We start from the raw sequence: 14,974 nt of genomic DNA on the forward strand, positions 1-14,974 counted from the left end.
TGAACCCTCCCTCGAACCTCGTTGACAGGGATCCGCCAGAGGTTATTGTCAAACGTGTGCACCTTTGTGCCACGTTCCTGTCAGCCCGAGGCCCTGCTCATGTCAAATCGTGTCATCGACTTCAAACGCGACGAATGGCACACCCGCGAGAAGCTCTCTGAGCTGCTCGGGATCAGCGTGCGTACGCTCTATCGGCGCATTGATGACGGGGAGATCGAGGTCAAAGAGACCCCGGAGGGCAAGCGTTATCGCGTGGCGCCGCAGCGTCCGGAGGGGCGAGAAGAAGAAGTTGCCACGGCTGCCACGGCTGTGCCAGATGGCAAAATTGACACCGATGACAAACCTGTCACCGGTGTGGCAAATGAGCTCGTGGCGTTGATTCGCGAGCAGCTCGACCAGGTGAGTGAGCTTCGCCAGAACCGCGGTCGCCTGGAGGCCGAGCTCGACGCATCGCAGAATGACGTCACCCGGGCAGTCACCTACGTGACGGACCTCGAAGAGGAGCTCGACCGCCTCGACGAGGAGCGGGCGGAGCTGCGCGAAGCGCTGCAAGAGGAGCGTGGGCGCAGGCTCGAGCTCGAAGAGAAATACGACCAGCTTCGCTCGGAGCTCCAGATTGTGACCGGCGCGCGGGCCAAATATCATCTGGAGCGCGGGCGCCGGGAGCAAGCCGAGCAGAAATGCGAGGAGCTTCGCGGCGAGCTCACCCACCTGCACCGCGAGCTCGAGAAGCTCAGCCACAAGCTCGACGACGAGCAGCAGCGCCGCCTCAAGCTGGCGCTGGGAAGCTTGTCGCTCGAAATCCGCAAGGGTTCGGACGACAACGGCTCGGACGACGAGGGGTAATCGCCCCTCGGGTCGCCCGAGCAACCTCCATCACATCTCCGACAACGTCTTGAGGGGACTCGCGCCGTAGTGGCGCTGCAGGTGCTCGGCGAGCGCCTCGGCGTCGCTCTTGGTCAGGTGCTGCGGCTCGGTCAGGAAGACCGCGAGCCACAGGTCGGTGGCCGTGTGCGGCTTGTCGAGCATGGTGCTTCGGGCGCGGCTGAGGTGCGTGTCGAGGTCGACGGTGCGCTGCTGACGGGCGATGGCCACGAGGCCTTCGACCAGGCGCGCGTCGATCTTGTCCCACAACTGGTCGTCCACGTCGGACAATTCGAGGGGGTCTTTTTTGACGCCGTAGCGCGGGAACGCGCGGTGGGTTTCGTCTTGGACGACCTCGACGTGCTCCAGCGCGGTCGAAATACCGTTGTCGCCCTCGACGAAGAGCACCGCCTCACAGCGGCGCTCGTAGGTGGCCACCTTGTACTCGAAGGTGTCGATGACGTCCTTTTCGACCGTCTTTGGCGTGCGCTGGAGCCTCGCGGCGAGTTGCTTCTTCTTGGTGATACCGGCCTCGACCGCATCGATGGCGTCTTGAAGGCGCGTCTCGGCGGTATCGAGCTTCGTCTCGAGGTCACCGTCGGTCGCCTTCGCCGCGTCGTGGCGCTCCGACAACTCTTCGTGTCGCTCCTGGGCGTTGTCGAGCTTTTGCTGCTCGGCCTGCAGCTCGTCTTCGCGTTTGTCGACGGTGTCTTTCTGGGCGGCGATGGCCGCGTCGGAAGCCTGCTCGGCCTGCAGACGGGCGAGCTGCTCTTCGGCCTCGGTCAGGCGCTGCTGGGCCATCTGCACGTTCGACTCGAGCATTTGGACGAGCTGCTCGACGTTGTAGAGCTCCTGGGCGAGCGGCTGGACGACCTGGGTGCGATGGTATTCGAGATCTTCTTTGCGCTCGTCGTACTTCGCCTGGCGACGATCGACCCGCTCACGCGCCTCGCGTAGGTCGACGCGAATCTCGTCGAGCCGCTGCTCGAGAGTGGCGTAGGTGGGGTTGTCGACCACGACGGTGCCGGCGACATACTCCTGCTGGGCCACATCTTGCGACACGCGGGTGGTGTCACAGTCGCTGCGCCGAAGCTCGGCGTCGAGCTTCAAGTCGGCGCCGGCCTTCGAGTCGGCTCGACGGGTATTCGACAGCTTGGCGAGCTCGGCTCCAAAGCCGCGTTCGATCGCATCGATGCGCGTCTTCGACCCCTCGAAGTCCCAGTGGACTTGGAACAGCGCATCGTCGCGAAGCGCGTCGGCCAGCCGCCCGGCCTGCGTGCGCGCCACGGCGTGCTCGCGGATATGATCGGCGCCCAAAAAGAGCACGAGCGCGGCGCCCTTCTGGCCCTTCTTCTCGTGCACCCGCGCCCGCTCGACGAGCGCGTCGGCCCACGAGGCGCGCACTCGGTCTTTGCGTCGCTCGAGTGCGGCAGCCCGCTCGGGCTCGACGGCTGCCATCACGTCCAGCGTGTCGAGCGCCAACCCGTACTCTTCGGCCTCGAGCGCCTCGTCGAGTCGCGCGCGCAGGATGCGATCGATCTTGTCGCGAAGCGCGAGCGACTCGTCGACTCGCCGCGGGCTGGTTCGGTCGACGTAATCGAGATATTCGACCGCCTTCGGAAAATCTCCCGCGTCGAACGCCGCCCGCGCATCGGCCATCGCTGCGTTGATTGCGTGCGGGCGCACCCTCGCCACACAATCGGCGGCCTCTTTCGACTCCGGATCGACGCGCTGTGCCAGCTCGCACTGGTCGAGCGCGGCGCGATAGTTGCCCTGCTGCTCGAGCGTGCTCGCACGGTCGAGCGCCTGGCGATGCGCGCACCCGGAAAGTAGCCCCACGGCGATAATCAAGACGACGACAACTCGCTTCATGCTTCGACTCTAGGCTCGGTAATCAGGTGGCTTTGTACCATCATTCGTTCGGACGTGTCGGGGCCGGTTTAATTCAGCCAGCTGATTTGCACAATCAAAACAACCAGTTGTTTGTGGATGCATCTTGCTCCATTGGGTGGAGTAATGGGCATCGGTTTGGGGTCGGCGACCGCGCTCGAGCAGTGCTCTCGGGGCTGGCATGGCTTGTGCTATGAGTCGCAGTAGGCCCGCTGGAGGGTCGTCTACAAAGTCTCGATGAATGTTGAATCTCACTGCTGATTGAAAGGAAGCATCCATGTTCGACAAGACTGCTCGGAAGACTCGCCTCGCCCTGACCATCGCTCTCTGCGCCGGCGGTTTGCTACTGAGCGCCTGCGGGGATAGCGACGACGACGCCAACAACACCGACGGCGGCGACACGGCCGAAGAGACATTGAGCCTCGAGGTCAACCAGCTCGAAGATGGTTCGGTACCCGACGACGCGCGGCTGGTTCTCGCCTGGGTCCAGCTCGATGACGACGGGCCCGACCCCGAGCCCCAGGTGGTTTATGACGAAGCGTTCGACGCTTCGGCAACCACCCTCGAGATCTCCACTGACGAGATCACCGATCCCGAAGAGGCGCAGCTGCTATGCACGCGTGCTTGCGACGACGAAGCCCAGTGCGGCTGTGAGCCGGATTCGCCCATCCGCGCCGGTCTGGGCTACGTGGTCATCGCGCGTGACCTCGACGAGAGTGGCAGCATCGAGACGAGCGAACTCTTCGACGATGCCAATATCGTCGGTGTAGGCGATGTGATCGTCGTGTGGAGCGCCGATTCGGTGGCCGACGCCGACAACACCGAGGTCTTCCAGTCCGACATCTCTCAGGGCCTGCGCCCGCACGACGTCGTCGAGGACCCCGACTCGCCGTTTGATCGCCTGATGGAGGCCGACTTCGACACCACCTTCGAACTGGCCGTGTGCCCCTCCGACAGCGACACCTGCGAATTGCCCTTCCCGAATCTGACCTGAGTGAAGGGCGCCGGGTGTAGACGCCTCGCCGGGTGCTTGAGGGGCATCGAGCCGCATGCTAGAAGGCCGATTTCGCAGATGAATCGATTGATGCCCCCTGTTTTCGAGTTGGTGTAGTTCTCATGCATGTCGCAAAGCCTTCAGCACCCGTCGCAGCAGCTCTCGCGTTGACCGTCCTCATGAGCGGAAGCGGCTGCACCACACTTCTTCCGGCACCGGTCAAGGTCGACGAGACGGAAATTTCGCGCACCCCGCTCGACTCACCGCGGCTGATGACCGAAGAAATCAGCAGCTACGAGATCTCGGCGTCGACCGAGGCGAATGAAGAGACGCCGAATGAGCGTGAACTCTCCGGTCAAGGCGAAGGCGTGCGCCGCGTCTACCAGCGCTGCGTACAGCGGGTCGAACTGGAGGTCGACGAGACGTGGCGCCAAGAGTACAGCTCGTTCGGCTATGTGCTCGACGGTACCGGCGCGGTCACTTTTGGCTTCGTCGGAGCTTTCGGTGTGGCCAGAGGCATCACCGAGTCGGAGCGAAGGACGTCGGATCTGGTGACCGGCGGTGTCTTTCTGGCCGCGGCCGCAGCTTTCGGCTACTCGATCTACGCCGGGTTGCAGGATTCCGGCACCCTCGAAACCAAGCGTAAGACTCGAAGTACCTGGGTCGACGCGTCTGGTTGTGACAACCCTTCGCCGTCTGCGTCGGCGGCAGAGTAGACCCTGCTCTCTCGACGATTAGCAACCTACTCATAACGCAGCGCTTCTGATTGTTGGGGCGGCCCCTCCGCCGAGCGCGTCGCGGCCTGCGGCGGCTGGCGCTCGGCACCTCCCCTCGGCTAAGGCCGCGGGGAGGTGCCCCTTGGCGATCGGGCAGTGATTCCAACGCGAACCCCACACATCGCAAACTGGCGAAAGGCTCCTCCCCGGCGCGTCCTGCGCGGGGGAGGTGGCGGCGTGGCGAAGCCATAGCCGCCGGAGGGGCGCCTCCAATAACCCACACGCCACCCTCCAAACCCATTGACTACTGTACATGCGTGCAGTAATTTAACAGTGAACATACGTTTAGTGCAGGGACGCACGATCGATCGGATCAACCCGGAAGATCAAGCTTAATGTTGTTTGTTTTTACTGTTTCGCGCCCTCGACCATCATGCCTCGACCCGCCCTCGATCTCGGAAAATTTGGCAACGTGGTGCGCGCGGCGAGCCTGCTCGACGGGCAGGCTCAGCGTGCCGGTGAGCAGGTCGCCCAGTGGGTGCCCGAGGAGCTCGCCGGGCGCATCGTCGAGCTGTGCGGCGGTCGGGCGAGCTCGGCGCTGACGATGGCGATGGGTCTGGTCTACCGGGTGCAGCGCCAGGGCGAGCCGGCGGCGTGGGTGTCGGCGGGGGACGCGACGTTTTTTCCGCCCGACGCCGCGCTGGGCGGGATCGATCTGGAGGCGTTGCCGGTGGTCCGGGTGCGCGACGCCCATCAGGCGGCGCGCGCGGCCGACAAGCTCGCTCGGTCGGGGGCGTTCGGGTTGGTCGTGCTCGACCTCGGCGAGGGCGCGTCGGTGCCCACGCCGTTGATGCGCCGGCTGCAGAAGTGGGCCGAGGCGCACGATACGGCGCTTTTGTGCCTGACCCATCGACCGGCCGAGGCGCCGTCGCTCTCCTCGCTCGTGTCACTTCGCGGGGTCGCCGGGCGTGAGCGCACCGGCGAGGATCGGTTTTCGTGTCGTATCGAGGTCACGCGCGACAAGCGGCGCGGGGCGGGTTGGAGCTTCGAGGAGGTGTGCTGTGGACCGCCTGGCCTGCGTTAACGTCATCGATCTGCCCCTGCAGCTCCTATTGCGGCGAAACCCGGGCTGGCAAGAGCGCCCGGTGGTCGTCGTCGACCGCGATCAGCCCAACGGGCTCGTGCAGTGGACGAACAAATACGCGCGCTGCTCGCGCATCCTGCCGGGGATGCGCTACGCGCAGGCGCTGTCGCTCAAGCACGATCTGCACGCGGGCACCGTCACCGACGAGGAGATCGCCGAGAGCGTCGACGAGATCGCGCGCCTGCTGCTCGACTATACCCCGGTGGTCGAGGCCGCCCACGGCCAGCCGGGCATCTTCTGGCTCGGGGCGCGTGGCCTCGACCGCCTGTTTCGCTCCTTCGAGCGTTGGGCGAAGACGGTCGCCGAGGAGTTGCTCGACAAGGAGGGCTTCTACACGACCGTGGTCGTCGGCTTTAGCCGTTTTGGCACCTGGGCGATCGCGCGGGCCAAGCGCGGCGGCATGCTCGTGCTCGACGAGGCCGACGAGCAAGACCGGCTGGTGCGACGCGTGCCGCTCGAGGCGCTGCACGTCGATCCCAACTTCCGGGATCAACTGCGCAAGCTCGGCATCGGGCGCGTGGGCGAGCTCTTGGAGCTTCCGCCTGAGGGCGTGCGCCGGCGCTTCGGCAAGGAGGCGCTGTTGCTGTACCGGCGCGCCCGCGGCGATCTCGAGATGCCGCTGACGCCCTACAAGCCCGAGGACGACCCCGAAGAGCACCTGTCGCTGGGCGCCCCGGAGACGGTGTCGACGAAGCTCGTCTTCTGGATCAAGCGCTACCTGCACCCGCTGTTGAGCGAGCTCGAGCGACGCCAAGACAAGCTGACGCGCCTGGAGGTCGTCTTCATCTACGAGCGCGCGGGCCACGACAAGTTCGACGTGCGCCCCGCCGAGCCGACGACCGACGAGGGCCAGATCCTCGATCTGCTGCGCCTTCGCCTCGACGCGCTCGAGCTGCGCGGGGGGGTCGTCGAGATCGACCTGTGCGCCCACACCGCCCAAGCCCAGACCGAGCAGCTCGAGGTGTTCGTCGCCAAGAAAAAGCGCGACCTCGGCGCCGCCAACCGCGCCCTGGCCCGGCTGCGCGCCGAGCTCGGCGACGAAGCCGTGGTGCGCGCCCGCCTCGCCGACGGCCACCTGCCCGAGGCGAGCTACCGATGGGAGCCCATCGACCGCCTCGACGAGGCGCAGCCCGACGATATCGAGCTTCGCCCGCTGGTACGCCGCATCCGACGCCGCCCCGAGCCGCTCTCGCACAGCCGCCTCGGCCTCGACCTCGACCGGCAGCGCGACCGGCAGCGCGACCGGCAAGACGACTCCATCGAACTCGCCGGCCCCTTCGTCGTCTCCGGCGGCTGGTGGGCCGGCGGGGTCCACCGCGACTACCACTTCGCCCAGACGCCCGACGGCGAGATCGTGTGGGTCTACTGGGACGAAAAACGACAACGTTGGTATCGCCATGGTGGCTTCGAATAACGACCCCTCCCCGGGCGGGGAGGTGGCGGCGAAGCGAAGCGGAGCCGTCGGAGGGGGCGTCGCATACCGACTCGTTTTCGCGTTGAGACTGCTCGATTTCTGAGCCCCCCTCCGCCTCGCAGACAGCGCTCGGCACCTCCCCGCTCGGGGAGGGGTGGCAAAACGCACGCACGCAGAACCCCCATGTACGTTCCCGTTTGGTGCAAATCGAATTTCTCGTTCCTCGAAGGCGCAAGCCACCCCTTCGAGTATGTCGAGGCGTGTTACGAGCACGGGCTCGAGGCGATGGCGTTGACCGACCGCGACGGAGTCTACGGGGTGGTGCAGGCGCATATGGAGGCCCGCAAGCACGATATCCAGCTGCTCGTCGGTGCGGAGGTGACCGTGGCGGCGCACGCGTTGGCGCTCGATGAGCGCTCCACGGTGGTGCTCATTGCGCAGACGCGGGCGGGGTATGCGAACCTGTGTCGGCTGCTGACCAAGGGTCGGCTTCGCTGTGAGAAGGGCGACTCGGTGGTGACGTGGCAGGAGGTCTGCGAGCACGCAGACGATCTGTTGTGCCTGTGGGGTGGGGAGCGATCGCTTCTGGTCGGCGAGGAGTCGCCCGAGGACGTCGCCGACGGGCTTCGTGAGGCGTTCTCGGACCGGTTATATGCGATCTGCGCGCGGCACCGGCGTGCCGAGGAGGCCGAGACGGAGGCGCGGCTGCTCGAGCGGGCGGGCCGGTGGGAGATCCCGGTCGTCGCCGCCCAGGAGGTGCTCTACCACACCGTCGATCGCCGCCCGCTCCAGGATATTCTGACCTGCATTCGCCACGGCGTGACGCTGCACGAGGCCGGCCGGCGCCTCAAGCCCAACGCCGAGCACGCGCTCGAGGCGCCCCACGCGTTTCGAAAGCTGTTCAAGAACCGGCCCGAGTTCATCGCCCACACCCGCGAGATCGCCGATCGCTGCTCCTTTTCGATGGCCCAGCTTCGCTACCGGTATCCGTCCGAGAGGCTGCCGCTGGGGATGACGTCGGCCGAATGGCTTCGGCGGCTGACGTACCAGGGCGCGATGGGTCGCTACCGCGGCCATATCCCCCGGAAGGTGCGCGACCAGCTCGAGAAGGAGCTCGAGATCATCGAGGACCTCGAGTATTGCGGCTACTTTCTGACGATGAAGGATATCGTCGACTTTTGCCGCAAGAGCGACATCCTGTGCCAGGGGCGCGGCTCGGCGGCAAACTCGGCGGTGTGCTATTGCCTGGGGATCACCGCCGTCGACCCGGTGCGCATGAAGCTTTTGTTCGAGCGGTTCATCTCGCGGGAGCGAAACGAGCCGCCCGACATCGACCTCGACATCGAGCACGAGCGCCGCGAGGAGGTCATCCAGCACGTCTACGACAAGTACGGCCGCGATCACGCCGCCATGGTCGCCAACGTGATTCGCTATCGGGCGAAGTCGGCGGTGCGCGACGTCGGCAAGGCGCTGGGGCTGCCCGCCACGTCGCTCGACCGGCTGGCCAAGATCTTGTCGCGCGCCGACGCGCCCACCGACGAGGTGTTAAAGCAGGCCGGCCTCGACCCGAGCTCGCGGGCCCACGAGCTCTTGATGCACTACGCCCACGAGATTCTGGAGTTTCCCAGACACCTGTCGATCCACCCGGGCGGGTTTCTTTTGGGCCACGAGCCGGTCCACGATCTGGTGCCCATCGAGAACGGCTCGATGGACGAGCGCACCGTCGTGCAGTGGGACAAGTACGCGGTCGAAGATCTGGGGCTCTTCAAGGTCGACCTGCTCGGCCTGGGCGCGCTGACGCACCTGCACAAGACCTTCGACTTGATCGAGCGCCACCGCGGCGTGGAGCTGTCGATGGCGACCATCCCGCCCGACGACGAGGCCACCTACGACATGATCTGCGAGGCCGACACCGTCGGCGTCTTCCAGATCGAGAGCCGCGCGCAGATGAATATGCTGCCCCGGCTTCGGCCGCGCGAGTACTACGATCTGGTCGTCGAGATCAGCCTCGTGCGCCCCGGCCCGATCACCGGCGAGATGGTCCACCCCTACCTCAACCGGCGCGTGGGCAAGGAGCCGGTGACCTACCCGCACCCGTCGCTCGAACCGGTGCTCGAGCGCACCCTCGGCGTGCCGCTCTTCCAGGAGCAGGTCATGCAACTGGCCGTCGTCGCCGCCGACTACACCCCCGGCGAGGCCGACCAACTGCGCCGCGACATGGGCATGTGGCGCAAGAACGGGCGCATGGAGCGCCACCGCGAGCGCATGCGGGCTCGCATGCTCGAGAAGGGCATCTCCGAGGAGTTCGCCGAGCGGATCTTCTTGCAGATCCAGGGCTTTGCCTCCTACGGCTTCCCCGAGAGCCACGCGGCGAGCTTCGCGCTGATCAGCTACGCGACCTCGTATCTGCGGTGTCACTATCTCGACGAGTTCACCTGCGCGCTGCTCAACTCGCAGCCGATGGGGTTTTACCGGCCGGCGACGATCGTCGAGGACGCCAAGCGCCACGGGGTCGAGATTCGGCCGGTCGATGTGTTGTGGAGTGGGTGGAACTGCACGTTGGAAAAGAAACAAAAGAGCGAAACAGCAAAAGAGCAAAAGAGTAATTTTGCGGTGCGCGTGGGGTTTCGGTTTCTCAAGGGGCTGCGCGAGGACGAGTGGGAGAAGCTCGAGCGGGCGCGCAGCGAGCGGGCGTTTCGAAGCGTGGAGGACCTGGTGCGACGGACGGGCCTGCGTGAGCAGACGCTCGAAAAACTCGCCGAGGCCGGCGCGCTCGAGCCGCTGGAGCCCGACCGGCGCAAGGCGTTGTGGAAGGTCAAAGGCCTGGCGCGCACCCCGCAGCTCGCGCTCGACCTGCGCGAAAAGGAAGAGACGCCCGATTTCGACGAGCTCGCCGACTTCGAGTCGATCTCGTGGGACTACCGCACCACCCAGCACAGCACCCGCGGCCACCCGCTGGCCCACCTGCGCGAGCACCTCGACGGCATGGGCCTGCCCGACGCCCAGACCGTGCGCGCCATGCCGCACGGCCGGTTCGTGAACTACGCCGGGCTGGTCATCTGCCGCCAGCGCCCGTCGACCGCGTCGGGTACGATCTTCATGACCCTCGAAGACGAGACGGGCTTTTTGAACGTGATCATCTGGCCGAGCGTCTACGAAAATTTCCAGCTCATCGCCAAGACCCAGGACTTTCTGGGCATCAGCGGTCAACTGCAGTCCGAAGAGGGCGTCGTCCACCTGGTCGCCGAGACGCTGTGGCGCCCGCGCCTCGAGCGCACGCCGAAAGGCCCCAAGAGCCGCGACTTCCACTAAGAGCTGGTTTCAATACCTTATTTGGTCCCTGACTTCGTGAAATTGCCGATGCCTGCGTTGAAAATGCTCGACGATAGCCTCCGGCATCGCCTGCGCTTTTCGCTTTGGCCTCGACAATTTCATTTTGTCAGTGCCTCAAAACGGTTTTGAAACCCACTCTAAGTACAACGCAAGAACACACCCCAAATCGCAACGCAAGAACACACCCTAAATCGCAACGCAAGAACACACCCCAAATCGCAACCCCAAAATCCTTAATTGCTCAAATAGAGGGCGTCGCAAACCCGCAAGGCATCCCAAAAACAAAAACAAACACAAAAAAGCTGGCGTTTCATCTCTGCTTTGCCTTGCAGAAATGAAACGCCAGCTATGTGGGCAGCTAAGGATTTAGGGGCTGCGAGTTGTCGGTTTGGCTAGCCTGTCAATTCAGTAGATGGCGATGCGCTCGATCTCGAACCAGCCGTCGGCAAAGTTGCCCGCCTGGTCTTTGAAGCGCTCGACCGGGTCGAGGCGGATGGCGTTGATCTGGCCTTGCCACGGCTGCTGCGGCGAGGTCGGGGTGACGGTCAGGTCGAAGGTGAGGTCCTGGAACTGCAGCAAGAAGATCGGGCCTTGCGTGAAGCTTCGCCAGGCGTCGAAGGCGCCGTAGTTCGAGTCCCACATGAACGTGACCGTGTCGTCGTTGTAGTTGTTCGAGGTGCGCAGCCGCACCTCCACGGTGCTGAACCGGCTGGCGTCGATGGGCTGGGGGAACCAGTACTCGATGCGCGGGTCGTCGCCGGTGGCGGTCGACTCAAAGCGCATGATGCCGCCCGAGACGGTCGCCGTGGGGGTGGCCAGGTGGTCTTTGGCCTCCCAGCCCTCGGTGTCGGTGTCGTGCGAGAAGGTCCACTCGAACACGTCGTTGCCGACCACGCGCCACTTCTCGAGGGTGGCGGTGCCGTCGAGCGTCGCCTCGAGCTTGATCGCCGGGTATTGCGCCGGGTCGAGGTCCCACAGGTGCACCGTCTTGGAGGTCAGGCCGGCCGAGTTGCCCGGGATGGCCGTGTCGGGGATGGGCTGGCCGGCGGCGTCGAGCACGCGCAGCGACACGTCGCCCGAGCCGACCCACTGGACCTTCTCCCAGAACTGCTTGCCGCCGAACATGCCGAAGTCGATGGTGTCGGTGACCACCGTGGCGGTGCCATTCGCCCCGTAGGACAGCGTGCCCGAGGCATACGGGGTGTACGAGCCTCCCGAGCAGCCGCCGGCGTCGACGTAGCTGGAGAAGTTGACGCGGATGGTGGTCTGCCCGTCGTTGACGTACTGGTCGAGGTTCGGAATCGACAGTGTGCTCGAGCCCGAGCACGCGCTCGGGTTGACCGTGCCGATATGGGTCCCCTCGATACTCACGGTGGCGTACTCCGAGGAGCTGTTGAAGTCTCCGTCGAGGCTGATCCGAATCTGCCCGGTCGTCCCGGTGGGCACGGACGGCAGGTTCGAGTAGTTGAGAGTGACCGCCGAGGTGCTCGACCCCGTGTCCGACCCGCTGTAATTGATTTGCACGGGCGTGATCGAGTCGTTGCTCACCACCGCGTCGGCCAGGGTGTTCAGCTCGAACTGGTCGTTCGTCGACTGCTGCCAGACCGCGCCGTACTCGTACGTCGAGTCGACGTGGACCGTCCAGATGGGCGACCACTCGCTCCAGCGGTAGTTGTTGTCGTCTTTGGAGCGAACTCGCCAGTAGTAGACGGTCTGGTCGTCCAGGTCGCTGGGCGGGGTGAACTGGGTGTCGATGGTCTCGCCGGTGCCCTTGGGGTCGGGGAAGCTCGGGTCGGTGTCGTACTGCATCTCGTAGATGATGCTGTCGAAGTCCGGGTCGAAGCTTCGCCAGCGGAACATCGGGGTGCGGTCGGTGGTCAGCTTGCCGTTCCACGGCGCGAGCTGCTCGGGCGTCGTCGGCTCGGTGTTCCAGGCGGGCATGTCGATGTCGTCGACCCACACCTCGTTCCACGGCACGTGGTTCGGGTCGAGGTAGGTCGAGCGGCTGTACTCCCACTCGAACACCCGGTTGGGGCCGTTGGGGCCGGTCGCCGAGACCGGGAAGCTGACCTGCTGCCAGGCGTTCTGACCCGACAATTCGATCTGCTGGACGCCGTCGATATAAAAGCGAAAGAAGTGCTCGCCGGGCTCGGTGTTGGTCTTGACCCAGAACGAAATCGTGGTGTCCTGGCGCACGCTCAGGCTCAGGGTGACGCTGGTCGTCTCGCCCTCGCCGTGCACCGAGCTCGAGCGCATGCAGTAGCTGCCGGCGTGGCAGTTGGCCGGGTCGGTCTCGATCTCCCAGTGGTTCGGGTTCGAGGTCTGGTCGCTGTTGAAGTCGTAGGGGAACAGCGAGAAGTCGCCGGTCTCGAAGTCCTCGTCGACCTCGTACGACGGGGTGGCGTCGATGCAGGTGCCCGTGTCGATGAAGTCGCACACCTGGGTGGCGCAGTCGTCGTGGGTGCTGCAGGTCGCGCCGATGGCGCAGGCCCCGCAGGTCGAGCCGCCGCAGTCGACGTCGGTCTCGTCCTGGTTTTGCACGCCGTCGGTGCAGGTCTCGGCGTCGGCGGCCACGCATTGGTCGGTGTTGCCGCTGTCGCAGTTGCCCGTCGAGCAGTCGGAGGCTTGCGCGCAGGTTTGGCCCTCGGCGCAGGCCCCGCAGGTCGAGCCGCCGCAGTCGACGTCGGTCTCGTCCTGGTTTTGCACGCCGTCGTCGCACGAGGGCGCGTCGGCCAGGCATGTGCCGCTATTCGTGTCACAATAGCCGCTCAGGCAATCGCTCGAGGCGGTGCAGCCCTCGTCGACCTCGCAGGCCGCGCAGGTCGCCCCGCCGCAGTCGACGTCGGTCTCGTCCTGGTTTTGGGTGCCGTCGGTGCAGGTCTCGGTCGTCGCGTCGACGCACTGGTCGGTGTTGTTGGCGTCGCAGTTGGAGGTGTCGCAGTCCGACGCCTCTTCGCACTGCTGGCCCGTCGAGCACGGCTCGCAGACCGATCCGCCGCAGTCGACATCGGTCTCGTCCTGGTTTTGGGCGCCGTCGTCGCAGGTTTCACCCGCGCCGCCGACACACTCGGCGGTGTCGCCCTGCTCGTCGCAGATCTTGTCGGAGTTCGCGCAGTCGACGCCCGCCTCCCAGACCTTGCAGCCGTTCGCGTCGACCGTGCACGCCTCGATGACGCTCTCGTCGCAGCGCATCGCGCCGATGATCGAGCACTCGTGCTCGCACTGCAGGTTGTTGCCCCCGTCGCCGCCGCCGGCGTCGTTGTTGCCGGCGTCTGCGCCGTTGTTGGTGTTGTTCGAGGAGCTGTTGTTGCCCCCGCCGTCGTCCCCACATCCGGCCGCGGCAAACGCCGCCACCATCAAGGCAATCCATAACAAACGAAACGTGCTGCGCATCATCCTACACTCCTGCTGAGTCAGCGTTCTCGAAGACACACGCGCCCCCTGCTCGCCCGTGCCATCCTGTACCGTTCACGGCTTCAAGTTAACACAACCTTGATACGCGTTTCTGGTACAAAGTTCAAGATTTTCAGGGGGGTAGTCGTGGCGCCTGGCCAGGTTCGCTCAATGATTGAGCTGCGGTTCGTTTTCGCAGTTCGGCGAGGCAGCCGCCCCACCGGGCTTGTCCCGGTGGACGGAAAGCCTGAAAGCTAGATGCGCGCCCACCCACCTCCATGGCGCGCGCAGCGCGCCGAGTTGACGGCCGGCACCGGTCACGGCGTCCGGCTCACGATCCAACACAAATGGCGAAAGCGCACAACCTGCCCGGGGCGCGCGGCGTCCTCGCCCGCCCTGGGGCGTCCCCGCCCCAGCCGGGCCGCGCGGCGTCCTCGCCCGCCCTGGGGCGTCACCGCCCCAGCCGGGCCGCGCGGCGTCCTCGCCCGCCCTGGGGCGTCCCCGCCCCAGCTTGCGTGTCTTCCTGCAAGGCACACGCCTTGCCCAAACACGTGCGGGGCCCGAGACGGACCCCGCGACGACGAGGTGCCAGACACCGTGTTGTGGTCGGCGAACCCGTCCATCGAGGCCCACGAAGTGGGTTGACGGTGAGGTGTCAGGCACCGTGTTATGCGGCCGTGATCGTCGTCGTGATCGTGATCGTGATCGGCCGTTTGTCTCGCCGCGAACGACAACCGCCGATCACGACGACGATCACGATCACGATCACGGAGCCGTCGACGCGGTGTCAGGCACCGTGTTGTGCGGCCGTGATCGTCGTCGTGATCGTGATCGGCCGTTTGTCTCGCCGCGAACGACAACCGCCGATCACGACGACGATCACGATCACGGAGCCGTCGACGCGGTGTCAGGCGCCGTGTTGTCGCGTGTCTGAGGCAAGGCACGCGCCTTGCTCGAACACGTGCGGGGCCCGAGACGGACCCCGGCTCCCTCCAAAAAAGCGCCCGCATCGCTGGGGAAAGGGGGAGGTATGCCATTGCCGGGGCGTTGAGTCACCCCGGCGGTCTCGAACGGCCTCGTCACCCCTGGACGGGCGATCGCTGATCAAACCTGGGCGCCTGGCGGATCTTGCTTGGGTACAAACACAGCTCGGCGGGCTACAGACACAGCTCGGCGGGCTACAGACACAGCTCGGCGGGCTACAGACACAGCTCGGCGAGCTACAG

At 65.5% G+C, this 14,974-nt stretch carries 8 protein-coding genes; 6 read left to right on the forward strand and 2 right to left on the reverse strand.

Annotation, left to right across the window (positions count from 1 at the left end; all coding sequences use genetic code 11):
• The first annotated feature begins 99 nt into the window (after window positions 1-99).
• Window positions 100-846: a hypothetical protein gene (locus tag FIV42_RS12720; protein WP_141198057.1), complete on the forward strand. Its 747-nt coding sequence runs from the start codon at window positions 100-102 to the stop codon at window positions 844-846.
• A 30-nt stretch (window positions 847-876) separates the two neighbouring features.
• Here FIV42_RS12720 and FIV42_RS12725 read toward each other — a convergent pair whose 3' ends face one another.
• The gene (locus FIV42_RS12725; protein WP_141198058.1) at window positions 877-2,736 is read right to left on the reverse strand and encodes a hypothetical protein; all 1,860 of its coding nucleotides are present in this window, start codon (window positions 2,734-2,736) and stop codon (window positions 877-879) included.
• Between the two features lie 295 nt (window positions 2,737-3,031).
• On the opposite strand from FIV42_RS12725, the gene FIV42_RS12730 reads away from it, so the two are divergent.
• The 5 genes from FIV42_RS12730 (at window position 3,032) to FIV42_RS12750 (ending at window position 10,334) form a co-directional block, all read left to right on the forward strand.
• Complete coding sequence (locus tag FIV42_RS12730; RefSeq protein ID WP_141198059.1) at window positions 3,032-3,748, forward strand: hypothetical protein; 717 nt, start codon at window positions 3,032-3,034, stop codon at window positions 3,746-3,748.
• A gap of 167 nt (window positions 3,749-3,915) precedes the next feature.
• On the forward strand, window positions 3,916-4,464 hold the full coding sequence (locus FIV42_RS12735; protein ID WP_141198060.1) for a hypothetical protein: 549 nt from the start codon (window positions 3,916-3,918) through the stop codon (window positions 4,462-4,464).
• Window positions 4,465-4,897: 433 nt separating this feature from the next.
• Entirely contained in the window at window positions 4,898-5,548 is a 651-nt protein-coding gene (locus FIV42_RS12740; protein ID WP_141198061.1) for a P-loop NTPase family protein, read from the forward strand.
• Window positions 5,526-7,022, forward strand: a complete 1,497-nt coding sequence (locus FIV42_RS12745) for a Y-family DNA polymerase (RefSeq protein ID WP_168210608.1) — start codon at window positions 5,526-5,528, stop codon at window positions 7,020-7,022. Before FIV42_RS12740 ends, FIV42_RS12745 begins: the two co-directional genes overlap by 23 nt.
• Before the next feature lie 183 nt (window positions 7,023-7,205).
• Window positions 7,206-10,334 (forward strand): error-prone DNA polymerase, encoded by a 3,129-nt coding sequence (locus FIV42_RS12750; RefSeq protein WP_141198063.1) that lies wholly within the window; start codon window positions 7,206-7,208, stop codon window positions 10,332-10,334.
• Between the two features lie 426 nt (window positions 10,335-10,760).
• Here the strand turns inward: FIV42_RS12750 and FIV42_RS12755 are convergent, their stop codons facing one another.
• Window positions 10,761-13,751: a variable surface family protein gene (locus FIV42_RS12755; protein ID WP_141198064.1), complete on the reverse strand. Its 2,991-nt coding sequence runs from the start codon at window positions 13,749-13,751 to the stop codon at window positions 10,761-10,763.
• Between the last annotated feature and the right edge of the window lie 1,223 nt (window positions 13,752-14,974).

It is taken from the genome of Persicimonas caeni (assembly GCF_006517175.1).
Classification (GTDB): domain Bacteria; phylum Myxococcota_A; class Bradymonadia; order Bradymonadales; family Bradymonadaceae; genus Persicimonas; species Persicimonas caeni.